This window comes from Kineococcus sp. R86509 (assembly GCF_042466365.1).
In the GTDB taxonomy this organism is placed as follows: Bacteria; Actinomycetota; Actinomycetes; order Actinomycetales; family Kineococcaceae; genus Kineococcus.
Genome location: NZ_JAXHCE010000001.1, coordinates 4,793,772 through 4,815,679 on the forward strand (window position 1 = coordinate 4,793,772; position 21,908 = coordinate 4,815,679).

A 21,908-nucleotide genomic window follows, 5' to 3' on the forward strand; every position below is an offset into this window, starting at 1 on the left:
GCTGGACCAGTTGCACAGCGTGTCGACGGAACTCCGGCAGTGAGGTCGGGCATCGCGAGACTCTTTCCTGGGCGGCATCACCACCTCAGATCGGTGTCCTGAGGAGCAGGTCAAGCTCCGTGTCATCGCTGCCGGCCGTCACCGGCATCTGCAGTCCTGTTGTCTTTCAGCCAGAACCGGAGACCTCGCCGTTGCGACTTCTCTCCACCATCACGATGGAGTCCCGTGAAGTGGTGTAACTCCTGCGCGTGAAGCGCTGCGGTTTCGGACTATGCCGTGAGGGCGGCGGTCCTGTCGAGCGGGGTGACCGTGTCGGGGTTCACGGTGACCGCGGCGGTGGGCAGGACGGTGGGTTCGGGCGGAGTCAGCAAGGCCATGGAGGCCTCGGAGAGGTAGCGACGTTCCCCGGACTGCCACTCATCGTGGGCCTCGATCAGCACGCACCCGGCCAGACGCAGCAGGGCCTTGGCGTTGGGAAAGATCCCCACCACGTCAGTGCGGCGCTTGACCTCCCGATTCAGGCGTTCGATCGGGTTCGTCGACCAGATCTTCTTCCAGTGCGCCTCGGGGAACACCGCGAACGCCGTCACGTCCGGACCGGCCTCATCCAGCATCTCCGCGACCGCAGGGAACTGCGCGCGCAGGGTGTCGGCGACGACGCGGACCTGCTCACCGACAGCCTCCGCGGTGGGCTGGACGAAGATGGTGCGGACCATCGCCGCGACCGCGTCTGACTGCCCCTTCGTGACCCGACTCAAGACGTTGCGCATGAAGTGGACCCGGCATCGCTGCCAGGACGCGCCGGTCATGCTCTGCTCGATCGCCGAGACCAGACCGCGGTGCTGGTCGGAGATCACCAGCTGCACCCCGTGCAGACCCCGCTCGCGCAGTGAGGTCAGGAACTCCTTCCAGAACGCCAACGTCTCGGCGTCTCCGACGTTGCAGCCCAATACTTCCCGGTGTCCATCCGCGGTGACGCCGGTGGCGATGACGACTGCTTGAGAGACGACACGTGCGCCCTTGCCGTGCTGGTCACCGCCGACGCGGGCCTTGCAGTACGTCGCATCGAGGAACACGTATGGGGTCGCCTGCGCGTCCAACGGGCGGCTGGTGAAGGTGGCGACCTCGGTGTCGAGGTCGGCGCAGATGCGGGACACCTCGGACTTGGAGATGCCCGATTCAGCGCCCAGGGCCTCGACGAGGTCGTCGACCTTGCGGGTGGATACGCCGTGGACGTAGGCCTCCATGACGACGGCGTGCAGGGCCCGGTCGATGCGCCGGCGAGGGTGCAGCAGGGTCGGGAAGAACGACCCCGTCCTGGTCTTGGGGATCTTCAGTGCGAGGTCACCTGCGGTGGTGGCGACGAGGCGGTCGCGGGTGCCGTTGCGCTGGGTCGTGCGCCCGGCTGAGCGTTCGTGGTGGCCGGCGCCGATGTGGTGCTCGGCTTCGGCATCGATGAGGGCTTGCAGGGCGCCTTGCAGGATTCGGCGCATGAAGGTGCCGTCGTCGGCAGTGGTGAGTGCTTCGGTGAGGGTGGACAGGGCAGACTGGTCCATGAGGGCCATCGCGTTGATCTCCTTCTACGAGTTCCTTGGCGGGTACTCGCAGAGCTTCACGCGGTGGCCCTCACCTGCTTGGTGGGACACGCTGGGGCGGGTCCTGAGGCGGGCCGGAGTTACACCACTCGAGGGGACTCACCCACCATCATCACCGCAGCAGATCCCTACGGACGGTGAGGCCGGACGAGAACGAGGGTGGTGTCGTCACCCGCTCCACCGGCCACCGCGGTCAGAAGCCGGTCCGCCAAGGTCGCCATCGCATCCGCCGGGCTGACCGCTGCGACGAACAAGTCCGTGGCCGCACCCGTGGCAGCTGCAGCGAGGACCGCGGTGGTGTGCTCCATGCTCGCGTCACGTCGCTCCACCAGTCCGTCGCTGAACATCAGCAGCAGGGCGTCGGGTGGCAGTGAGATCCGTACGACCTCTTCCGCCAGACCGGTGGTGGGACCGAACCCCAGCCCGAGCATCGGACGCGGGGGCACGTGCACCGTGCTGGTGCTCGCGCCACTGAGGTCACCCGAGGTCCCGGAGGTACTGATGAGCAGTGGTGGGGGATGTCCCGCGCTGGCCAGTTCCACGATCACGTTCTCCCCGCCCTCGACGGACTCGGCACCGCTGCTCCTGCCGGGGCGGGCATGCTCGATGACGGCGACGAGGGCGGTCGCGGTGTGGTTTCCCAGCAGCGTGCACACCAGGGTGTCCAGGCGGTCCAGGGCGGAGGCGGGGGAGTGTCCCTCCAGGAGGTAGGCGCGCAGCGCGGTGCGCAGTTGCGCCATCGCCGCGGCGGCGTGCACCCCGTGTCCAGCGACGTCACCGACGACGACTGCGACTCGGCCCGTCTGCAGTGGCAGGACGTCCCACCAGTCCCCGCCGAGCTGACCGCCTTCGGTGGGGCGGTAGCGGGCCAGGACGTCCATGCCGGGTACCTGCGGTGCTTCGTCGAGCACGACAGCGCGTTGCAGGGATTCGGCGATGGCGATCTGTCCGTGGGAGCGGCCGAGCATGATCCCGGTGATCTGGGTGCGCAGCCGGTCTGCGGTGCTGGCGTGCCAGGGGCGCCACGCGGTGCTGCGCCCACGAACGACCTCGCGCCACTTCTCGAAGCTGGTGCGCGGGCTGATCCGCACCTCCAGACCTTCGGTGGCCGCGATCTTCGCGTTGTGCGGATCACCACCCCACTCCACGACGCGGGGCTGTTCCGGTCGCAACCACAGCAGCCAGCCGGTGTCGTCGATCCCTACCCGCAGCGCCCCCGCCGCCGTGTCGGCGACCTCGCCCAGGCCGGGGCTGAGCGTGGCGAGGTGATCGGTGAAGGTCGAGGCACCGTCCTTGCGGGCCAGGAGTGCGGCGATGCGTTGCAGCACCGCCCACGGAGGTACCTGACCGCAGGTGCGCAGCTGATGCCCGTCCCACACCGCAGCACCGGTGGCGTCCAGCAGCTCCAGCAGCCGCCCGTTCTCGATCAACGTGGCCAGGGGTTCACGGGTGCTGGCGGCGACGTTGGCGAGGATGTCGGACATGAGTTCGTGCGCGGCCAGGGCCTCGTCACGTTCTTGGGAGCGCACGCGTTCAGCGACCAGCTGGGAGGTCGTCTGGGCGAGGAACTCCGCGGCTGAGCGCGTGTCGTAGCCGGGGCGGTGCGCGCCGGTGTAGTGGTGGCAGGCCACCAGGCCCCACAACCGCCCGTCGACGACGAGGGAGACCGACATCGATGCCGCCACCCCCATGTTCTTCAGGTACTCGATGTGAATGGGGGAGACGCTGCGCAACACCGAGTGCGAGAGGTCAAGTGGGGCACCGGCATCGGGGTCGAGCAGGGGAGTCAACGGGGAGGGGGTGTAGTCGACGTCGGCGATCAGGCGCACCCAGTTCAGCGTGTACAACCGGCGTGCCTGGGCGGGGATGTCGGAGGCGGGGTAGTGCAGGCCGAGGAAGGGGTTGAGGTCTGCCCGGCGGTCCTCGGCGACGACCTCGCCGTTCCACTGCGGGTCGAAGCGGTAGACCATGACCCGGTCGAAACCGGTCAGGGCCCGCACTTCACGGGCCAGGACCGCACACAGGTCCTCGATGCCGGCGCTACCGGCCAGGCGCGCCACCGCCCCCCGTGTGGCGCGGTAGGACACCGGCGCGGCCTGGTCAGGAAGGCCTTCGATCTCCACCACGAGCCGATCGCCGGAGATGTGCAGTACGACGTCGACGTCGACGTTCTCACCGCCCACTTCGAGGCGGGCGTGGAGCGCCTCGTCCAGGTTGTCCGCGGCCTCAGCTGCCGACACTCGGGCGGCGAGGTCCAGACCCAGCAGCTCGTGCAGGGGGGCGCCGAGGACGTCATCGACTTCACGAGCGAAGAGCTCCCCGGCGTTCGCGGAGGCAACCACCACCTGCCGGGTGGCACGGTCGACAGCCAGCAGCACGCCGTGCGGCTGTACAGCTCCGGGAACGTGGATGGGTTCGCTCTCGCACGTCGTCAGGTCAACAGCCGGATAGGCCGGCGCGAACGCTTCCGGGTGCAGCGGAGCACCTGGTGGGGTGGTGCTCACCGGGTCCCCATCCTGGGAGACGCGCGAATCGCCGACGCGACCCGCTCGACGGACGAGCAGCAGAATCTGGTGATGACGTGCACCCCTCGTGCCAGAACTTCGAGCGACCGGTGGCCACCCCTCTTCGAGGCTAACTCGTGGAGTCGAGTCCGTCGTGGTGGCCGGGTCGCGACAAGGAGGAGAGCCATCGCTCGTAGGCGGTGAAGGTCGCGATCGCGGAACGGACTGCTGCGGCGACATCGTCTTCACGCAGGGCGTCCAACGCGGCGATGGTCTCGCGCCAGCGCCGCCCGACACCCTCGCGCCCGGTCAGCGAGGTGCACGCCTGCACCGGTACTCCGGCAGCCACCGCGGCGCGGGCGACGAGTTGACCGCCGAGGGTGGATCCGTCCAGGACGTAGCAGACCCCGAGTGCGGCGGAACGCGTCGTCGCCGGGGGCACGTCGGGGCACTCCTGAAGATCCTCGAGGTCGACGTCCTCGACGCCCAGTACGCGGAGGTCGGCCAACGCCAGGTCGGCGCGCGCTCGGGTGACCACGTCGAGGGCGTCGGGGTCCTCCTCCGCCCACACGGCCAGGTCTCGCTCCAGAGGCGCGAGCAGTCCCCAGGTCAGGCTCAGCCAGCGGCGGTGCACGTCGAGGCTCCAAGGACGGGAGAACACGTCCAGGCCTTCGTCCAGACGTTGGTGAGCCGGGGCGGTCGCAGTGCGCAGCCGAGCCAGGGCACCGGGCGGGCGGGTGGACTCCTTCGCGTTCCTCACCGCGACATGATCCCGCAACTCGTTCCACGCCGCCTACGTCCTGGCTGTGTTGACTCCCGCTCGAGCAGTCCTCCCTGACCAGGTCAGTCCGTGCTGCAGGCGGTAGGAGACGTTCGGGGATCCTGCCTCCTCGGGGAGGGGTCCGTCTTCGGGGTGGACCTGCAGGGCGAGGAGGGCGCCGTCGTCCTCGATCTGGTCACCGGTGCGGCCCAGCAGGGCGTCGCAGAGTTCGTCCACGGGCAGGGCGCGGGAACGGCCGCGGTGGTACGCCGTGGAGCGCCGCAGAGGCGGTTGGTCGTTCCCTGCAGCAGACCGACCACACGTCGGCAGACCCGAATCGCCTGCTGTTGCCTGCGGATCGGGAAGTCGTTGTGGCGCGTCCGGCTACCGTTGTTCGGCCTGCACCCGCAACACGTTGAAGGGCCGTGGTGAGACGTGCAACCGGTTCACCCGATGAGCACCCTGCTACCGGCTGGACGCAGCACTGGGTACCCAGTGAGTCACGCGTCCTCGCGGAGCTGCTGCGCTGCAGCGCCTGCGCCGACACGTCCGGCCCTCAGCGGGGAGGTCCCGACTGCCCACGCCGTGTCCGGGTCTGGGCGGTTCCAGGTGGCCGTATGACTTCCTCGCCACCCTTGGAGTCGATGAAGGGGGGGTGGGGACACCGATGAGACGTTGACCGCGCAACACTGCGAGGCGACGTCGTTCGAAGAAGCCGCGCTCGCGGCGAAGGCGACGGTCACTGCTGAGGCCGCGACGATCCTCGGGCAGGCCAGCTTCGGCTCTCGGCCCGGGGATGAGGTTCGGGACGAGTCGCTGGAGCGGGCAGTTCGTCGGGCGATGCTCCTCGGCGAACGGGAGGCCGCCTTGACTCGACGACGGTCTCGTGGTGTCCGACCACGCCGTCTGCCGGTACCGCGCCAAGGGGCCCGCGGAGGCACCGAGGACGAGCCGTCGGCGTCAGAGCGCTGATTTCGAGACGAGCAGGGGCAGGAGTCGCAGCTCAGTCCACGATGCGAGCATCGCGGGAGACGTCGCCGATGTGAACGTGGGTGTGGACCTGTTCGGCGGCGGGGGCGAGTTCACCGAGCAGCTCCCGCAGCACCTTGAGCGCTACGAGGTGGATGCGGTCGGCGAGTTCCAGCAGGGGGGTGCCGAAGAGGGCGATCAGCTGGATCGTCACTGATTCCAGCTGGTCATCGTGCCCGCTCGTGCAGGTGATCTGCTGTGCAGCGGCGTGGGGGACAGCGTCGACCGCCTCGCGCAACTGGGCGACGAGGACGTCGGAGGCGACGAAGAAGTCGCCGTCGTGATGCCGCCCGCGCAGGGGTGCCGAGGGGCGGAACAGGCTCAACGCACGGGCCAGGACGCGGTCTTCGACGGCCTCCCAGCCGGCGTCGGTGTGCTGGCGCAGCAGCATCGTGGCCTGCGCGAGCCGGTCAGTGACGGTGCCGTCAGCAGTGGCGCGGCGAGCTCCACCGCTGTCGCCGGTCCGGTCACCATCGCGGTCGCCGGAGGTGCTCTCGTCGTGACCGTCGTCGTCGTTCTTCATGTTCACCGCCACTCCTCCAAGGTCGCTGCGATCGCCGTGCGGGCCCGTTGCAGCAGACCCCGCACGGCGGTGGGGCTGACACTCACGACAGTGGCGATGTCGGCGTAGGAGAGATCTTCGATCTCCCGCAGGATCCACACGCTGCGTCGCCGCTCGGGCAGCAGCAGTAGCGCTGCATCCAGCGCGGCGAGGAGTTGGGAGTCGATCGTGTCACGTGCAGGGTCGGCGTGCAGATCTCGCAGGCCCGCGGTGGCCTGATCGAAGTCGATGACAGGGCGTGAGCCCGACTCGGGAAAGCGCGGCCGACGCCGCTGGCTGAGTTTCTGCGCCGCGTTTCGGCCCAGTACGAACAGCCAGGTCCGGAACGCGGAGTCGCCGCGGAAGGAGGTGATGTTCTTCCAGGCCGACACCATCACCTCCTGCACGCAGTCCTGGGCGTCGGAGGTGTCGTTCGGCAGCCGGAACACGTAGCGGTACAGCGCCGGGCCGTGTCGTCGGGTCAGGTGCGCGAAGGCCACCTTGTCGCCCAGTGCCGCCCGCCGCGTCAGCACCTCATCGGGGACCGTCGTCGCCGCGCTGGTGTTGCGCGGTGATTCCCCCGGAACGCTGGAGGTGGAAGAACCGCCGGCCGATGACGGGTCGTGGTCGCCGGGGATGGGGAAATCCGGCAGTTCGTTCGTGCCTCGCTGTCGGGCTCGGCGTTCGATGCCGTCCGGTCCAGTACCACCTGATGCGTCCCAGCTAGCGGCGGCACCGGAGGGGCCGCTTCGCTCCCGGTGGCTCTCTACCACCGGGGGGCTCCCGACGGGGGTGCAGTGCGTGTGGAGGGGGCGCCGGAGGGTTCGGTGCCACGGGATCGGGGGGATCCGGGGTGCGGGTTCACGGCGCACCCTTCGAGAAGACGTCGCGTCGGTGGTCCGGGCGCAGAACCGAGTGCAGCAGGGGTCGCAGGTCGCGGCAACTTCAACACCGCGATCTTGTCGGGTGAACAACGACCCATCCCAAAATGTGACGCAGGTCATACTTGAGGGACCGTGCCGTTTCGCCGGTTCTTCGTCTCTATCCCCGTGACAGACCACGAACGACGCCCGGCCACCACGGCCGGCAGCGCGATCGCCGGCTGCACCCCTCAACGTTTGAAGGAGTTCTCGTGAGCGAGCGCACCACCACCACCACGACCGCTACCCCCAAGGCCGTGCCGACCGCTGGCTCCAACGCGCTGGCCGTCTCCCGTGACGGCTCCGGTCGCGACGCGTCCCTGTTCTCCAACCAGGGCACGACCTCGATCGCCGACACCGTCGTCTCCAAGATCGCTGGGCTCGCCGCCAAGGACGTCTCCGGGGTGCACGCCCTCGGCGGTGGCGCCTCCCGCGCCGTCGGCGCCCTGCGTGAGCGCATCCCCGGCGGCCGCGTCAACCACTCCCAGGGCGTTTCGGTGGAGGTCGGGGAAACCCAGGCCGCCGTCGACATCGACCTCATCGCCGAGTACGGCGTCGCCATCGCCGACCTCGCCGCCGGTGTTCGCCGCAACGTCATCGCCTCCGTCGAGCGGATGACGGGTCTGCAGGTCACCGAGGTCAACATCGCCGTCGCCGACGTCCACCTGCCCAGTGACGACGCCGACGAGAACGAGGACGCCGACTCCGCTCCCCGCGTCCGGTGACCGAGCCCACTACGCCGACCGGCGCCCCCCTCGGCGCTGGCTCGGCCACCGGGTGGACACCCGCCCCAGTCACCGCCCCTGAAAGCACTCCCGGGAGCACGGCGTCGGCGGCGCCCACGTCGGTCACCGGGGCGGTGGAGGTCATCTCCACCGTCCCGGTGTCGGAGGTCACAGTCGCTGACGAGATCGCGGGTTTGGTCCTGGCCGTCCCAGGAGTGGTCGAACTGCACCCGGGCCGCTTCGGTGAAGTCGCGACCTATCTGCCCGGCCGACGGGTGGCCGGGGTCAAACTCGGCGACGAAACCGTAGAGATCCACGTCGTCCTCGCCTACGGGACTCCCATCCGGGCCGTGGCCCAGCAGATCCACGCCGTCGTCGCGGCCGTGGTGGACGTGGCGGTGCAGGTCTTCGTCGAAGACCTCGCCGCCGCCCACGCCGCCTGACGTTTCCTGCGGCACCAGGTGCTACCGCGCCACAGCGCGCCGTTCTGCTGCACTAGCGGCCGTTCTGCTGCACTACCTGCCGGTTCTGGCTAGATCCGGCAGGCCCCACCCCCCTTCCCCTGGAGGAACTCGTGACTGCCTCGAACGTCGGCATCTTCGCCGGCCTGCTCCTGGCCATCATCGCCATCCAAGGTGGCTTCGGCTGGTTCCTGCTGGCCCTGCTCTTCGCCGCCGTCGGCTACGTCATCGGCGCCCACCTGGAAGGCAAGCTGGACCTCTCCGCCCTCGTCCCCGGCCGCAGCCGTGGCTGATGGCGCCACCGCTGATACCGCAGCAACCAGCAGCCGTGGCAGCCTGAACTCCCGCGCTGAGAAGGCTCGCCACGCACACACCTCGAGTGCACCCAGTGTGCGTCGCTGGGACGGCCCCGCTCAGGCGGCGGCTGAACTCAGCGCCGAGGAGTGGACCGAGATCGCAACGCGCGGATCGCTGCAGGTCAAGGAGAAGGCCGTGGAACGCATCGCCGAAGCTGCGGTCGCGGAAGTTCCCGGCGTCATCGCCGCCCAGGACAGCGCCGGCACCATCGCGACGGCCCTGGGGCGTTCCTACCCCCGCGTCGATGTGCAGGTGGCCGGTCACCGCGCCCGGGTCGAGGTCGACATCGTCACCGCCTGGCCTCGCCCGGCCGCTGCCGTTGCCGCCGCCGTGCGTGACCACGTCACCGAGCGACTGCGCACCCTGGCCGACCTGGACGTCGACGTCGTCGACGTCACGGTCGCCAAGGTGCTGCGTCCCACCACCCCGGAGAGGAGACGCGTCCAGTGAGCTTCCAGACCAGCCCTGACACAGCCCCTGAACGAGCTCCGATGCAGGCTGCGGACCAGAAGAGCGGCAGCGGGCCCATCGGGGTCATCGGCCCGATCCTGGCCGTCCTGCTCCTAGCTCTCGGCGTCCTGCTGCTGCGCGATGCCCTCGTCGCAGCCGGCGCCTTCTCCGGTACCCCGTGGCTGAGCGCCGGCGTGGACGGGCTGAAGGGGTTCGCGCCGGTGTGGTGGCTGATTCCGGTCGGGATCGTCGTGGCCCTGATCGGGTTGTGGCTGGCCGTGACCGCGTTGCGTCCCCGTTCGCGCAAGACCCTCCCGTTGACCTCACGTACCGGGGTGTTCCTGCACACCCGCGACATCGCCCGGCTGGCCTCCGGTGCCGCCCAGGACGTCGACGGTGTCCTGGACGTCTCCTCGACCGCCACCCGTCGCACGGTGAGCGTCATCGTTCGCGGCACCGCTGAAGCGGGCCTGCGGGAGTCGGTGACCGAGGCGGTTGCGCAGCGGTTGTCGCCGCTGCAGTCCCCGCCGCGGGTGGCCGTCACCGTCCACACCCCGAAGGAGAACTGATGGGCCGCGCCGTCCTGGGGCTCAACCGCCTCGCCGCGATCATCGTCGGCCTGGTCCTGCTCGTCCTCGGTGTGGCTGTCGCCGCCTGGGGCGCAGGATGGTTGGTGAAGGTGTGGACCGCGTCCCCGCAGCAGCTGACCTTGAAGACAGCCACCGACACCTTCGCCACCGCCTGGTGGCCCTGGGCCGCCGGCATCGCCGGCGCCGTGTTCATCCTGCTGGCCCTGTGGTGGTTGTTGTCCCACCTGCCTCGACGTGGGGTGGGCGAGTTGTCGTTGAAGGGCTCGAACAAGAGCGGGCGACTGCGCGTCGACCCGGCCGGGGTCGCAGCCACCGCAGCCGACGTCTTGGCTGAAACTCCGGGGGTTCGTTCGGCTTCGAGCCGGGTACTGCGGGATCGTGGTCAGCTGGTGGTGGCGTTGAAGGCCACCGTCGAACCCGATGCTGATCTGCAGTCGGTGGTCACCGCCACCGATGACGTCGCCACCGACCTGGCTCAGGTTCTCGGTCGTGATGACGCCCGCGCGCGGGTGCAGCTGGCCGTGGCCCGCCGAACCCGCCACCAGACCCGCGTGCACTGACTCCCACTTCGAAGCCGGGCACCGGACCCGGTACCGGACTCGGTCAAGAACCCAGCATCCCGACTGAAGGAGATCGAACATGTGGGTCCTGCTCTCCAGCGGTCTGCGCCGATGGGTCATCTTCACCGTCGCCGTCCCGGTGGCCGGACGGTTGCTCGCCGGCCTGGGCCGGCGGGTGGAAGCCGGTAGCGGCCCCACGAAACTCTCCCGTGGTCTGCTGGGCGCAGGCCGGCTGGTGTCTTCCCGGGCCCGCAAGGACGACCCCCGCAACGCCCGGCGTGGACTTCTGCGCCGCAGGCCCCGCTGACCCGTCGGCGCCCTCTCGAACCGCACGACCCGCAGACACCCTGAGCCGATCAGATCATCGGTCGACCTGCACGAAGGAGAACCATGACCATCGGTGGCATCATCACCGCGATCATCATCGGCGCGATCATCGGCGCTCTGGCCCGCCTCGTCCTGCCGGGCAAGCAGAACATCTCCATCCTGCTGACCATCGTCGTCGGCATCATCGCCGCGTTGATCGGCACCGCTCTGGCCCGGCTCTTGAACGTGGCCGACACCCCCGGCATCGACTGGATCGAACTGATCCTGCAGGTCGCCGTGGCTGCCGTCGGGGTCACCGTCGCCGGCAGCCTCAGCGGCCGCCGCCGCTGATCGGCGGTTGCATCACCCGACCAGGTCCTGGCCGGACCAGGAATCGGGGCTCTACTTCTTCCTGCACCGGCCGGTCGAAGCGCGTTGCGTGACATCCACACCGAAGAAGAGGAAACCCTCATGGCTCAGAACATCACCCCCGACGCCCTGTTCGGCACCACCGTCTACGACAACGACGGCGACAAGATCGGCAAGGTTGACGAGGTCTACCTCGACAACGCCTCCGGCCAGCCGGAGTGGGTCTCGGTCAAGACCGGCCTGTTCGGCTCCAGCTTGTCCCTGATCCCGCTGGCCCAGGCCAGCACGTCCGGGGACTCCGTCAAGGTGCCGTTCGCCAAGTCGGTCGTCAAGGATGCTCCCCATCACGACCCGGGTGCCGAGCTGAGTGAGACCGACGAGGCCGACCTGTACCGCCACTACGGCATCGCCGACTCCAGCGCCTCGGCTCCGAACACCGGCACCCAGAACACCGGCACCCAGAACACGGGCACTGGTGTGACGGGCAGCTACGACACCGACCGCACCAGCGATCGCACTGCCTCCGGTTCCGGCTACGACCACAGCCGCGGCGAGGGCTACGACACCTCCGGTGACAACACCGACAACGCGATGACCCGCTCGAAGGAAGAACTGCGCGTCGGTACCGAGACCCGCGAGGCGGGCCGGGCGCGGCTGCGCAAGTACATCACCACCGAGAACGTCTCCCGCACCGTGCCGGTCTCGCACGAAGAGGTCGTTGTCACCCGCGAGCCGATCACCGAGGCCAACCGCGGGGCGGCCCTCTCCGGTGGCGACCTGACCGAGGAAGAGCACGAGATCGTCCTCACCGAGGAGCGTGCCGTGGCCGAGAAGGACGTCGTCGCCGTCGAGCGCGTCCAGCTGGGCACCGAGACCGTTCAGGGCACCGAGACCGTCCAGGCCGAGCTGCGCGAAGAGCAGATCGACCTCGACGCCGACGCCGGTGTCAAGACCGGCAACACCGCCGGCGTGGCAGACACCGCTACCGGGACCACGGGCAAGCACAACAAGCGCTGAACGCGCTTGCGGTGGCCATCAGGACCATCAGGGCTGATGGCCACTCAGCTTTCTCTGTTCCAGCTCTTCAGGACCCTGCGCTGCGAGGCCCTGCATGTCAGGGTTGAAGTGCCCACCGAGCGGCCTCGAGGTCAGGAACCAGGATGAACAGCAATCCCGCCGGTGAACCCACCATCACCGCTCCCACTGACCAGTTCACCGTGGCCGCCGCCCAGGGCGATGATTTTCCTGCTCTCGTTCCTGGCGACGTCGACTCGACTGTCGATGTCGTTCTGCACGCTGAGCGGCTGCTCATCTCTTGTGCGCGTTACGCGACGGAACGGGTTCGGTTCAGCAAGCGGATCGTGACGACCACCCGAACGATCGAGATTCCGGTCCGTATCGAGCAGCTCGTGATCAGTCACGAGCCTTTCCCCCCGGCTACCTCCGCGGACACTCTTGCCGCCACCTCCGCAGCCACCTCCACCAACACCATGGTCAGCGATTTGACCGCGGCTGTACCGGCGCACTTCCCGGGTGACGGTGAGGGCGAGAGTGACCTGATCATCGTGCTGCACGAAGAAGTTCCTGAGTTCACGTTGCGTGTCGCCCCGGTCGAGCGGGTCACCATCGGGGTCCGCACAGTCGTCGCCGAGCAGATCATCACCGCGACACTGGGTAGTGAGACCATCAGCGTCGACCAGCAGCAGGTCGACCAACAGCAAGTCGGCCACGAGCAAGTCGGCCAGTAGCAGCTCGATCATGTGCGTGGGGGACAGGTCCTCGCGGATCCCGCAACGTACCGACGCCGACACGAAAACCGTCAACCTCGTCGAGTCACGCAGAGGCTTGATTCGTTGAGTCCACCGGCGGCCGATTGATGTAGACCGTCGAGGGTGGCGTCGGCAGTCGCGGGTGCCGGGCAGAGCGTTCGGGGTGCTCAGTGTAGGCAGCGGTCAAGGTCGCGCAGCGGCGGGCTCGAACCTCCCCGGCACGACCGTGGTGAACGTCAGTGGGGGTGAGCATCCCCAGCTCGGAGTGGCGGGGCTCGGTGTTGTACCACGTGAAGAACTGCCTGCCGTGGCTGCGGGCGCGCTCCAGGCTGGAGAACCGGGCCGGGAAGTCCGGGCGGTACTCCAACGTCTCGAACGTGGTCTCGGAGTAGGGATTGTCGTTGGAACGATGCGGACGCGAATGCGACTTCGTCACCCCGAGATCGGCCAGCAGGAACGCCGTCGGACGAGACGCCATCGAGGATCCGTTGTCGGAGTGGATCGTCAACTGATCCCGGTCGTTGCCGTGACGGGTGATGGTCTCGGCCAGGAACGGCTCGGCCAGCGTCGAGGACTCTCGTGGATCGATCATCCACCCGACGATGTATCGGGAGTGGACGTCGATGATCGTGTAGGGGTGGAAGCAACCCCACTTCACCGGTCCCGTGGGTTTCGTGATGTCCCAGGAACACCTGGTTCGGCGCGGTCGCGACCAGTTCAAGCTTCACCCGCGCCGGGTGAGTGGCCTGGCGGCGACGTTCGGGGACCTCACCTCGACTGCGCAGCAACCGGTACGTGCTGGTTTCGGAGCACAGGTAGGTTCCTTCGTCCAGTGACGTCGCGACGATCTCTGCAGGAGCGGAGTCGACGAAGCGCGGTGGATGCAGGACGTCCAGGACGCCTTGGCGTTCGCCTGCGCTGAGGGCTCGGAGTTGAGGCCCCACCGGCCGATTCGCGGCGAGGGCCCTGCAGTGGCGGCCGGCGATGCACCTCCCGGCAGCGCCGGCTGCGTGTTCGTCCCAGAGCGCGGCAAGCGGTCGTCACTCCGATGACCGGGGTGAGTTCGGCCAGGTAGCCTCGATCATCTGTCGGCCTCGCGGTCGGTGGTCGGGCTGCTGGTCGTGAGAGTGTCCAACAGCGCAGAGAGTTTTCCCTGGACCACGATCACCGCCTGTGCCTTGGCCAGGTCCGCGGCAAGGCGTTCGTTCTCCCTGGACAGGCGGGCGTTCTCTCGTTCCAACGGGTCGGCCTTGGCCCGCCCTGGGGCCCGGCTCAGGGCGTGGAGGGCGGCGGTGTCGCGTTGTTCACACCAAGCGGGGATGAGGGAGGTGTAGAGGCCTTCGCGGCGCAGGATGGCTCCGCGGGTGGTCTTGTCCGCGTCGTCGTACTCGGTGAGGACTTGCGCCTTGTACTTCGCGGTGCAGGTCCTGCGTTGGGCACGGGCGGGGATCTCTGGATCAGGTGCGCTGCCCATTGCTTCAGCCTGCACCGTGAGGAGGGGGTTGGTCACGCTCATCGGAGACTCCTTCACCACCCTCGGGTCAGAGTCAAGACAGCGGGTGCTGTCTCACTCCAGGCTGACAGAGAGGGCCGCGTCGTCCGCCGGTTGAGGGTTGAAGTCGAGTCAGGGCGCGGGTGGCTGCGGGGGTGAGGTCGATGGAGGGTTGGGGGTCGTCTACCAGGTCATCGTGGCGTTGTGCGGGTGTCTCGCGCAGGGAGCAGTCGAGCCTGGTGGTGACTGGTGTGCCGGAGCCCACGACCAGTGCGGACACTGTCGTGGCCGTGACGTCCGTGACCGTGAGATCGGGGTGGTGCGGGTGAGTCGCTGACAGCCCCGCGCTCACCCGGTGCAGGAGGAGGTCTGCGCTGCGTGGTGGCCGGACGGCAGCAGGAGCTCGGAGGACCGAGGAGTGTCACCGACTCCTCGATTCGGAACTGTCACCGATGTCCTGAGACATGACAGTCCGCTTCCTCGCCACGACGTCGTAGCATCGAACGCATGTTCGAACGACGTCCGCGGCACGGCCCGCCGGGCTGGCCGCAGGAGGTCCCGCCCCCCGAGGTGGACGACTGGCAGGTCGCCACCTCCTCCTGGCTGCTCGATCAGGCCCCGCCGGAGTTCCGCTCCTACGCCGCCGTCCGCCACCACCCCCTGCTGCTGGCCTGGCTGGTCGGCCACCACGTCAGCGCTCAGCAGGAGGCCGTCGTCCGTGCCCGCAGCACGGCCCGCCGGGACCTCGCCGCCGACCTGCCCCCCGAGGTCGGGCCGCAGGTCTTCGACGTGCTCGACCGCGAGGAACTGCGGCTGCGCAGGGTGGCGCGCGCGGTCGACCTGCTCGAGCAGGCACTGCGAGGGAAGAGGTTCGTGCCGCGCCTGTGAACGCTCTGTCCGAACGGGCGAGTGCGGGCCGACGTCGGGGAGGGGTCCTCCTACACTCGCTCAGTCCGTTCACGCTCGACCCCGCGACACAGGAGGCCACCCCGCATGGGGCTGCTCGAGACGATCAAGGGGCCCGAGGACCTCAAGGCCCTGCCCGCCGAGGACCTGCCCGCGCTGGCCCAGGAGGTCCGCGACTTCCTCGTCGCCGCCGTGAGCAGGACCGGCGGGCACCTCGGACCCAACCTCGGCGTCGTCGAACTGACGCTCGGTCTGCACCGCGTCTTCGACTCCCCGCGCGACCGCCTCGTCTTCGACACCGGCCACCAGAGCTACGTCCACAAGCTGCTCACCGGCCGCCAGGACTTCGCCCACCTGCGTGAGGCGGGCGGCCTCTCCGGCTACCCCTCCCGCGCGGAGAGCGCGCACGACGTCGTTGAGAACTCGCACGCCTCGACGTCGCTGTCGTGGGCCGACGGGCTCGCCCGGGCCTTCGAGCTGCGCGGCGAGAGCCAGGGGGAGAACGGGCGTCGCGTGGTCGCCGTCATCGGTGACGGCGCCCTCACCGGTGGCATGGCCTGGGAGGCGCTGAACAACATCGCCACCTCACGCCGTCCCGTGGTCGTCGTCGTGAACGACAACGGACGGTCCTACGCCCCGACCATCGGCGGGATGGCCTCCCACCTCGCGACCCTACGCACGACCCGCGAGTACGAGAAGCTCATGGACTGGGGCAAGCAGTCGCTGCGACGCGGTGGCACCCCCGGCCGCCTCGCCTACGAGACGCTGCACGGCGTCAAGAAGGGGATCAAGGACATCGTCGCCCCGCAGGGGCTCTTCGAGGACCTCGGTCTCAAGTACGTCGGACCCGTCGACGGCCACGACACCGAGGCCGTCGAGCACGCCCTGCGCCGCGCGCGGTCCTTCGGCGGCCCCGTCATCGTCCACGTCATCACCCAGAAGGGGCGCGGCTACGAACCGGCCCTCGCCGACGACGCCGACCGCTTCCACGCCGTCGGGATCATCGATCCCGAGACGGGGGAGGCGCAGGCCACCTCGGGTTCCTCCTGGACCAGCGTCTTCGGCGAGGAGATCCGCGCGATCGCCGACGTCCGCCGCGACGTCGTGGGCATCACGGCCGCCATGCAGGGCCCGGTGGGTCTCGACGCGTTCGCCCGCGCCCACCCCGACCGCGTCGTCGACGTCGGGATCGCCGAGCAGCACGCGGTCACCTCCGCGGCCGGCATGGCCGCCGGCGGTCTGCACCCCGTCGTTGCCCTCTACGCCACCTTCCTCAACCGCGCCTTCGACCAGCTGCTGCTCGACGTCGCCCTGCACCGGGCCGGGGTCACCTTCGTCCTCGACCGCGCCGGGGTCACCGGCCCCGACGGTCCCAGCCACCACGGCGTGTGGGACCTCGGACTGTGCCGCCTCGTCCCGGGCCTGCGTCTCGCCGCCCCGCGTGACGCCGCCACCCTGCGCGAGGAACTGCGCGAGGCGCTCGCCGTCGAGGACGCGCCGACGGTCCTGCGCTACAGCAAGGGCAAGGTGCCCGCCGACATCCCCGCGATCGCCCGCGCCGGGCACGCCGACGTCCTCGAGGGGCCCTCGTGGGCCGAGGGGGACGACGTCCTGCTCGTCGCCGTGGGCTCGCTGGTACCTCGCGCCCTCGACGTCGCCTCCCGGCTGCGGGCCCACGGCGTCGGCGTGACCGTCGTCGACCCGCGCTGGGTGGTGCCGGTGGACGAGGCGCTGCTGGAGCTGGCCCGCAGCCACGGCCACGTCGCCGTGCTCGAGGACGGTGGCGAGGTCGGCGGTGTCGGCTGGGCGCTGGCGGCGGCGCTGCGCGGGCGCGACGACCCGACGACCGTGCACACCTTCGCTCTCCCGCAACGTTTCCTGGACGTCGGCAGCCGCGACGCCCTCCTCGACGAGGCCGGGCTCGCCCCGCAGGACGTCGCCCGGACGTTGGTCGAGGCGGTGGCGCTCGGCGGTCAGCAGGTCCCCGCGAAGGACTCCTCGGAGATCGCCGACTCGTCGCCCACGACGATCGTCGCGCCGAGCGAGGTCGCGCCCGAGAGGTAGTCGGCCGTGGCGGCGGGCGTGCAGTCGCCCGGCACCAGCAGCAACGGTGCGCCGTTGACCGCGGCCGCCGGCACGGCGGCGAGGGCGTCGGGGAAGTTCCGGCCGGTCGCCAGGACGGCGACCTCCGCGTCGGGGAAGGTCGTCCGGGCCACGACGGCGGCGGTGTCGTAGCGGTCCGCACCGGAGAGCCGCGCGACCGGGTCGGCGTCGGTGAGGAAGAGGGCGACCTGGTCCGCGACGGGGTCCGAGACCGAGTCGACCCCGCCGATCACGGTGGCGCGGGCCCGGTCGGAGGCGTTGAGCCAGGCGGTGACGGTCGACGGGAGGGCCTTCGGCGCGGTCAGCAGCAGCGGTTCGCCCCGCCCGCCGGCCAGGGCCGCTCCCGAGACGGCGTCGGGGAAGGCGTCACCGCGGGCCAGGACGAAGGAGGTCTGGTTCGCGGGGAAGAAGCGCGTCGCGATCGCGGTGGCCGTCGCGTACCGGTCCGCCCCCGCGGTGCGGTCGACGGTCGCGGTGGGCAGCAGTGCCCGCACGGCGCTGAGGACGGCGTCGGGCACGCGGTCCGGCCCACCCACGACGTGCACGAACGCGGGCGCGAGCCGCTTCAGCTCGTCGATCGTGGGTCGGGGGAGACCCCTCGCGGCGGTCAGCAGCAGCGGACCGTCGAGGCCGGCGGCGGCGGGGCCGGCGGCGAGGGCGTCGGCGAAGGACTCACCGCTGGCCAGGAACAGTGCCGACCCGGGCGAGGGTGCGAAGGAACCGCGGGAGACGACGGCCGCGGTCTCGTACCGGTCGGCGCCCGCGGCGCGGACGGTGCCGGTGTAGGCGAACGGGGTGCTCACGGCCTGCGCCGGTACCCCGGTGGCGAGCAGGCCGGCCACGACGAGTCCACCGACGATCGCAGCGTGACGCCTGGTGCGCATGACGCGACTCTACGTCACCTCGCGGACCGGACCCCGGTGCACGGGGAACCCCGCGGCGAGCCACGCCTGCACCCCGCCCTCGAGATCGGTGGCCCGGTGCAGACCGACCGCCCGCAGCGACGCCGCGGCCAGGCTGGAGCTGTAGCCGTGCCGGCACACCACGACCACCCGCAGGTCCGGTCCGGTCGCCTCCGGGATCCGGAAGGGGCAGGTCGGATCGAGTCGCCACTCCAGCACCGTCCGGTCGATGACCAGCGCGCCCGGGAACTCCCCCTGCTCGACCCGGTGGGCCGGGGTGCGGGTGTCGACGACCAGCGCCCCCGCCCGCTGCTCGGTGCACAACTGCTCCGGGGTCAGCCGGTCGAGTCCGACCCGCGCCGCGGCCAGCACCTCCTCGATGCTCACAACAACCCCGCCAGACCCGCTGCGGCACGGTCGAACTCGTCAGCCACCCCCTCCGCCACGAGTTCCACGGCCGGACCCCACCCGTCGAGGGCGGCCTGGCGCAGGCCGTCGGCGTGGTCCTGGGCGCGAACCCGCACCGCGTCGAGCACCTCCTCCTCGCTGCCCCTCCAGCCGTAGGCGGCGAGCAGGGTCCCCAACCGCCGCCACCGCTGCTCCGGGGTGCGACCGTCCTGCCCCATCAGCGGGACCCACCGCAGCGCGACGAACGCCAGGTCGCGCAACGGGACGGAGGGGGCCACCAGGTCCCAGTCGACGAACCCGACCAGACGCTCACCGTCGACGACGGCGTTGTAGGGCGCGAGGTCCTGGTGGCCCAGGATCCGGCCGTCCTCGCTCCAGAACTGCTCCGAGGCGTCGTGGAACTCCCGCAGCCAGTGCCCCACGTCGGTGAGCAGCGCGTCACCGAAGACCCAGTCCGGCCAAGGTTCCTGGGTACCGATGGTGCTGCCCCGCAGGTACTCCCAGACCTCCCGGCCCGCTTCGTCGATCCCCAGCGGACGCGGGACGCGGTGGAACCCCTGCGCGTGCAGGTCGCCGAGCAGGGCCTGCACGGTCGGGGTCTGCGTGCCCGTCGCCTTCCGGACGGTGCGCCCGATCCGGACCGCCCCGAGGTTGCGCCCGCCCGGGAGGTCCTCCGGTTCCTCCGGCGCCAGGAAACTCCGCACCACCTGCGCGAAGCCCGCGGGGTCGTCGCGCCACGGGAAGTGCCGGGCCCGGGGGAGTTCCACGAAACGGGCCCGCGGGAACAGCCCGGCGAACTCCCGCAGGACGGCCGGGGGAGCGCCGACGTCGAACTCCCCGGCCAGCACCAGCACCTCCCCGGCGAAACCTGCGACAGCCGCGCGGGTGGTCGTCGGGTCGAACGCACCCGGGGCGGTGAACTCCGCCGCCAGCACCGGGTCGGGTTCCTCCGCGGGATCGGAACCGGTGAACCGCCCCACGGCGTCCCAGTCGTCCGGCTCGCCGTGGCCCGCACCGACCCGCTGCAGCGCAGCGAAGCTCTGCTCGAACCAGGGTTCGTCACGGCTGAGTTCCGCCGTCCGTGACCGGGTCTCCGCCGACACCGGCAGCCCGACGGCGAACACGCTCGGGGTGACGAGCACCAACCGTGCGACCCGGTGGGCGAAGCGTTCCAGGTAGCGGACGGCGAGGTTCGCCCCCGCCGAGTGCGCCACCAGGTCGACCACGGGGATCCCGTGCGCCTCCCGCAACTCCTCCAGCGCGTCGACGAGCTGGTCGCAGCGCCGTGCCGGCGCGAACCGCAGGTCGGCCACCAGGACGCGTTCGCCGGGGAGTTCGAAGGGGAGGTAGGCCGGGTCCAGCAAGGGACCCCCGGGCACCAGCAGGACGCTCACGCGTCGATCACCTCCACCGGAAACCCGCTGCGGACCGCGGCGAGCACCGTCGAGTCCGCGACGGCGGCCCGGAGGAGTTCCGCGACCGCGCCACCGCCCTCGAACCGGACCCGTGCCCCCACCACGCGACCCTCCACGACGTCGACGTCGGCGAGCACCCGCACCGCGTCCAGGTGCGGGTCCTCCGGGTCGGCTGCGGCGTAGCGCAGGTCGTTGGCCAGGCACCCCGCGATCGCCAACGCGAGCAGCTGCCCGCCGTTGAACCCGAGTCCCGCCCCGCCGGCCGCCCCGTCGGGGCGGTCCACGACGATGCAGTGGCCGCCGCTGCTCCCCACCGCCGTGGCGGTTCCGGACACCGGGCGGACGACAGCGCTGATCGTGGCCATGCCCGCAGCATCGCGCACGGACCCCTCAGTCGGCGAGGACCCGCTCCACGAGCCGCGGGCTGCTCGGCGCGAGCGCCACCTCGTCCAGCGTCACCAGCACCGGCCTGCGGAAGCCCCGGTCCGCGGCGTCGGTGGCCATCCAGGCGGCACCGACGTAGGCGGGGTCGATGCGGGCGAGGTCGAACCAGCCGCGGGTCCGGTCGGGGATCGCGACGGCGCGCAGCAGGTTCCCGACGGCCCGGTCCGGGCCGGCGACGAGGTGCTCGCGCAGGGTCCGCGACGCCAGCAGGGTCGGGACGTCGCAGCCGGCGACGGGGCGGAGGAGACCGTCGGTGGCGCCGAGTCCCCGGCTGCCGGCGTCGCGGACCAGTCGTCGTGCGACGAGGGCGCCGATGTCCTCGAGGCGGGCCAGGTCGACGTCGCTGAGCCGAGAGGAGCGGCCGGTGGCGCGGGCGGAGGCGACGGGGACCGGCAGCGTCCGTTCCCGCACCCGTCCGCCGCTCTCGTCGCGGACCACGACGCCGAGGCCGAGGTCGAGCGCGCCCCCGAGCTGGGGGGTGTGCGTCCAGCCGTAGGCGGGGTGGCGGTCGGCCCCGACGGGGATCGCCAGCGGAACGGTCCAGACCTCACCGCGGTGCAGTTCCAGGTGGGCGTGCAGCAGGTCGGCCACCCGCAACCGGGCGACCTCCTCACCGGCGCCGGCGGCCGTGCGGGCCAGGTCCGACCACTGCAACGGCGAGCAGCCGGGCATCCGGACACCCTCGTCGTCGAGGTCGACGTCGAGGTCACCGAGCACGCTGGCGGCGAGCACGCAGCGTCGTAGGAGGGCCCTGATGGGGCGCGGCTGATCGGTGCTCACGTGGCAGACGGTAGGCGAAACCACGCCTGCGCCCGACTCGGCGTCCCCCGAACGGGCGCAGACGGCTCAACCGGTGGCGAGGTGGAACCAGACGGTCTTGCCGCCGGAGCGCTCCTGGGGGCTCGGCCAGTCGCCGGAGGCCTCGTCGGTCTCGCTGCCGTCGCTGCCGTAGACGCCCCAGGTCGTGGCGAGGGCGTCGACGAGAGCGATGCCCCGACCTTCCGTGGCTCCCGGCGACTGCTCGCGCAACGTGGGGACGCGTTCCTCGTGGTCGGAGATGCCGACGAGGATGCCCTCCTCGTCGTGGGTCAACGACAGCACGACCGGGCCCCGGCCGTGCGAGAAGGCGTTGTGGACCAGTTCGCTCGTCAGCAGTTCGGCGATCCAGCGCCGCGCGGCGGGCAGGTGCTCGTCGGGGCAGTGGTCACAGACCCAGTGCCGGGCCATCGCCGCTGCGGAGAGCTGCTCGTCCAGGGTGAGGCGTTCCACGTCCACCTCCGTCGCCGTTGACGCACCACTTCG

The 21,908-nt window shown here is 70.5% G+C and carries 24 protein-coding genes and 1 pseudogene; 12 read left to right on the top strand and 13 right to left on the bottom strand.

The features are described 5' to 3' along the window. Positions 1–269 precede the first annotated feature (269 nt). The 6 genes from SJY07_RS23415 to SJY07_RS23440 all read right to left on the bottom strand — a co-directional run bounded on the left by SJY07_RS23415 (position 270) and on the right by SJY07_RS23440 (position 6,962). Complete coding sequence (locus SJY07_RS23415) at positions 270–1,565, bottom strand: IS256 family transposase (RefSeq protein ID WP_380156340.1); 1,296 nt, start codon at positions 1,563–1,565, stop codon at positions 270–272. 158 nt (positions 1,566–1,723) lie between these two features. Continuing rightward, positions 1,724–4,339 (bottom strand): SpoIIE family protein phosphatase, encoded by a 2,616-nt coding sequence (locus SJY07_RS23420; RefSeq protein WP_380162496.1) that lies wholly within the window; start codon positions 4,337–4,339, stop codon positions 1,724–1,726. Next, positions 4,230–4,859: a biliverdin-producing heme oxygenase gene (locus SJY07_RS23425; protein ID WP_380161741.1), complete on the bottom strand. Its 630-nt coding sequence runs from the start codon at positions 4,857–4,859 to the stop codon at positions 4,230–4,232. Before SJY07_RS23425 ends, SJY07_RS23420 begins: the two co-directional genes overlap by 110 nt. A gap of 33 nt (positions 4,860–4,892) precedes the next feature. After that, positions 4,893–5,096, bottom strand: a complete 204-nt coding sequence (locus SJY07_RS23430) for a hypothetical protein (protein ID WP_328291818.1) — start codon at positions 5,094–5,096, stop codon at positions 4,893–4,895. 766 nt (positions 5,097–5,862) lie between these two features. Continuing rightward, complete coding sequence (locus SJY07_RS23435; protein WP_380161742.1) at positions 5,863–6,417, bottom strand: hypothetical protein; 555 nt, start codon at positions 6,415–6,417, stop codon at positions 5,863–5,865. After that, positions 6,414–6,962, bottom strand: coding sequence for an RNA polymerase sigma factor (locus SJY07_RS23440; protein ID WP_380161743.1), 549 nt, complete (start codon positions 6,960–6,962; stop codon positions 6,414–6,416). Before SJY07_RS23440 ends, SJY07_RS23435 begins: the two co-directional genes overlap by 4 nt. Positions 6,963–7,630: 668 nt before the next feature. Between SJY07_RS23440 and SJY07_RS23445 the strand changes: the two genes are divergently transcribed. The 10 genes from SJY07_RS23445 (at position 7,631) to SJY07_RS23490 (ending at position 12,915) form a co-directional block, all read left to right on the top strand. After that, positions 7,631–8,074, top strand: a complete 444-nt coding sequence (locus tag SJY07_RS23445) for an Asp23/Gls24 family envelope stress response protein (protein WP_380162498.1) — start codon at positions 7,631–7,633, stop codon at positions 8,072–8,074. 158 nt (positions 8,075–8,232) lie between these two features. After that, a complete protein-coding gene (locus SJY07_RS23450; protein ID WP_380161744.1) occupies positions 8,233–8,517 on the top strand; it encodes an Asp23/Gls24 family envelope stress response protein in 285 nt (94 codons plus the stop codon). A 131-nt stretch (positions 8,518–8,648) separates the two neighbouring features. Then, on the top strand, positions 8,649–8,828 hold the full coding sequence (locus SJY07_RS23455) for a DUF2273 domain-containing protein (protein ID WP_328291813.1): 180 nt from the start codon (positions 8,649–8,651) through the stop codon (positions 8,826–8,828). Between the two features lie 97 nt (positions 8,829–8,925). Beyond that, positions 8,926–9,342, top strand: a complete 417-nt coding sequence (locus SJY07_RS23460) for an Asp23/Gls24 family envelope stress response protein (protein WP_328291812.1) — start codon at positions 8,926–8,928, stop codon at positions 9,340–9,342. Between the two features lie 41 nt (positions 9,343–9,383). After that, complete coding sequence (locus SJY07_RS23465) at positions 9,384–9,911, top strand: DUF6286 domain-containing protein (protein ID WP_380161745.1); 528 nt, start codon at positions 9,384–9,386, stop codon at positions 9,909–9,911. After that, a complete protein-coding gene (gene amaP / locus SJY07_RS23470; protein WP_328291810.1) occupies positions 9,911–10,492 on the top strand; it encodes an alkaline shock response membrane anchor protein AmaP in 582 nt (193 codons plus the stop codon). Before SJY07_RS23465 ends, amaP begins: the two co-directional genes overlap by 1 nt. A gap of 79 nt (positions 10,493–10,571) precedes the next feature. Then, a complete protein-coding gene (locus SJY07_RS23475) occupies positions 10,572–10,799 on the top strand; it encodes a hypothetical protein (protein WP_328291809.1) in 228 nt (75 codons plus the stop codon). 83 nt (positions 10,800–10,882) lie between these two features. Next, on the top strand, positions 10,883–11,149 hold the full coding sequence (locus SJY07_RS23480) for a GlsB/YeaQ/YmgE family stress response membrane protein (RefSeq protein ID WP_328291808.1): 267 nt from the start codon (positions 10,883–10,885) through the stop codon (positions 11,147–11,149). Positions 11,150–11,269: 120 nt separating this feature from the next. Next, positions 11,270–12,184, top strand: a complete 915-nt coding sequence (locus SJY07_RS23485) for a DUF2382 domain-containing protein (protein WP_380161746.1) — start codon at positions 11,270–11,272, stop codon at positions 12,182–12,184. Between the two features lie 143 nt (positions 12,185–12,327). Next, positions 12,328–12,915: a YsnF/AvaK domain-containing protein gene (locus SJY07_RS23490; RefSeq protein ID WP_380161747.1), complete on the top strand. Its 588-nt coding sequence runs from the start codon at positions 12,328–12,330 to the stop codon at positions 12,913–12,915. A gap of 85 nt (positions 12,916–13,000) precedes the next feature. On the opposite strand, the pseudogene SJY07_RS23495 reads toward SJY07_RS23490, so the two are convergent. After that, positions 13,001–14,452 (bottom strand): annotated as a pseudogene (locus tag SJY07_RS23495) (IS3 family transposase). 483 nt (positions 14,453–14,935) lie between these two features. Here SJY07_RS23495 and SJY07_RS23500 point away from each other — a divergent pair. Continuing rightward, complete coding sequence (locus SJY07_RS23500) at positions 14,936–15,316, top strand: hypothetical protein (protein WP_328291801.1); 381 nt, start codon at positions 14,936–14,938, stop codon at positions 15,314–15,316. Positions 15,317–15,421: 105 nt separating this feature from the next. Beyond that, the gene (dxs, locus tag SJY07_RS23505; RefSeq protein ID WP_380161748.1) at positions 15,422–17,398 is read left to right on the top strand and encodes a 1-deoxy-D-xylulose-5-phosphate synthase; all 1,977 of its coding nucleotides are present in this window, start codon (positions 15,422–15,424) and stop codon (positions 17,396–17,398) included. On the opposite strand, the gene SJY07_RS23510 is transcribed toward dxs, so the two are convergent. The 6 genes from SJY07_RS23510 to SJY07_RS23535 form a co-directional block, all read right to left on the bottom strand. Next, positions 17,308–18,321, bottom strand: coding sequence for a cell wall-binding repeat-containing protein (locus tag SJY07_RS23510; protein ID WP_380161749.1), 1,014 nt, complete (start codon positions 18,319–18,321; stop codon positions 17,308–17,310). The two genes, dxs and SJY07_RS23510, sit on opposite strands and share 91 nt — an antisense overlap. Positions 18,322–18,330: 9 nt before the next feature. After that, positions 18,331–18,726 carry a rhodanese-like domain-containing protein gene (locus SJY07_RS23515; RefSeq protein ID WP_328291798.1) on the bottom strand — a complete coding sequence of 132 codons (396 nt, stop codon included), beginning with the start codon at positions 18,724–18,726 and terminating at the stop codon, positions 18,331–18,333. Further along, entirely contained in the window at positions 18,723–20,141 is a 1,419-nt protein-coding gene (locus SJY07_RS23520) for an alpha/beta fold hydrolase (RefSeq protein WP_380161750.1), read from the bottom strand. The genes SJY07_RS23515 and SJY07_RS23520 overlap by 4 nt, the downstream gene beginning before the upstream one ends. After that, positions 20,138–20,527: an OsmC family peroxiredoxin gene (locus tag SJY07_RS23525; RefSeq protein ID WP_380161751.1), complete on the bottom strand. Its 390-nt coding sequence runs from the start codon at positions 20,525–20,527 to the stop codon at positions 20,138–20,140. The genes SJY07_RS23520 and SJY07_RS23525 overlap by 4 nt, the downstream gene beginning before the upstream one ends. A 25-nt stretch (positions 20,528–20,552) precedes the next feature. Next, complete coding sequence (locus SJY07_RS23530) at positions 20,553–21,386, bottom strand: hypothetical protein (protein ID WP_328291795.1); 834 nt, start codon at positions 21,384–21,386, stop codon at positions 20,553–20,555. A gap of 66 nt (positions 21,387–21,452) precedes the next feature. Next, positions 21,453–21,875 (bottom strand): ATP-binding protein, encoded by a 423-nt coding sequence (locus tag SJY07_RS23535; RefSeq protein WP_328291794.1) that lies wholly within the window; start codon positions 21,873–21,875, stop codon positions 21,453–21,455. Positions 21,876–21,908: the final 33 nt, after the last annotated feature.

Bases quoted from the DNA above. Each gene is read 5' to 3' on its own strand.
- SJY07_RS23415 (WP_380156340.1), bottom strand. From the start codon at position 1,565: ATGGCCCTCATGGACCAGTCTGCCCTGTCCACCCTCACCGAAGCACTC.
- SJY07_RS23420 (WP_380162496.1), bottom strand. From the start codon at position 4,339: ATGTCGCCGCAGCAGTCCGTTCCGCGATCGCGACCTTCACCGCCTACG.
- SJY07_RS23465 (WP_380161745.1), top strand. From the start codon at position 9,384: ATGCAGGCTGCGGACCAGAAGAGCGGCAGCGGGCCCATCGGGGTCATC.
- amaP (WP_328291810.1), top strand. From the start codon at position 9,911: ATGGGCCGCGCCGTCCTGGGGCTCAACCGCCTCGCCGCGATCATCGTC.
- SJY07_RS23475 (WP_328291809.1), top strand. From the start codon at position 10,572: ATGTGGGTCCTGCTCTCCAGCGGTCTGCGCCGATGGGTCATCTTCACC.
- SJY07_RS23480 (WP_328291808.1), top strand. From the start codon at position 10,883: ATGACCATCGGTGGCATCATCACCGCGATCATCATCGGCGCGATCATC.
- SJY07_RS23485 (WP_380161746.1), top strand. From the start codon at position 11,270: ATGGCTCAGAACATCACCCCCGACGCCCTGTTCGGCACCACCGTCTAC.
- SJY07_RS23490 (WP_380161747.1), top strand. From the start codon at position 12,328: ATGAACAGCAATCCCGCCGGTGAACCCACCATCACCGCTCCCACTGAC.
- SJY07_RS23500 (WP_328291801.1), top strand. From the start codon at position 14,936: ATGTTCGAACGACGTCCGCGGCACGGCCCGCCGGGCTGGCCGCAGGAG.
- dxs (WP_380161748.1), top strand. From the start codon at position 15,422: ATGGGGCTGCTCGAGACGATCAAGGGGCCCGAGGACCTCAAGGCCCTG.
- SJY07_RS23510 (WP_380161749.1), bottom strand. From the start codon at position 18,321: ATGCGCACCAGGCGTCACGCTGCGATCGTCGGTGGACTCGTCGTGGCC.
- SJY07_RS23525 (WP_380161751.1), bottom strand. From the start codon at position 20,527: ATGGCCACGATCAGCGCTGTCGTCCGCCCGGTGTCCGGAACCGCCACG.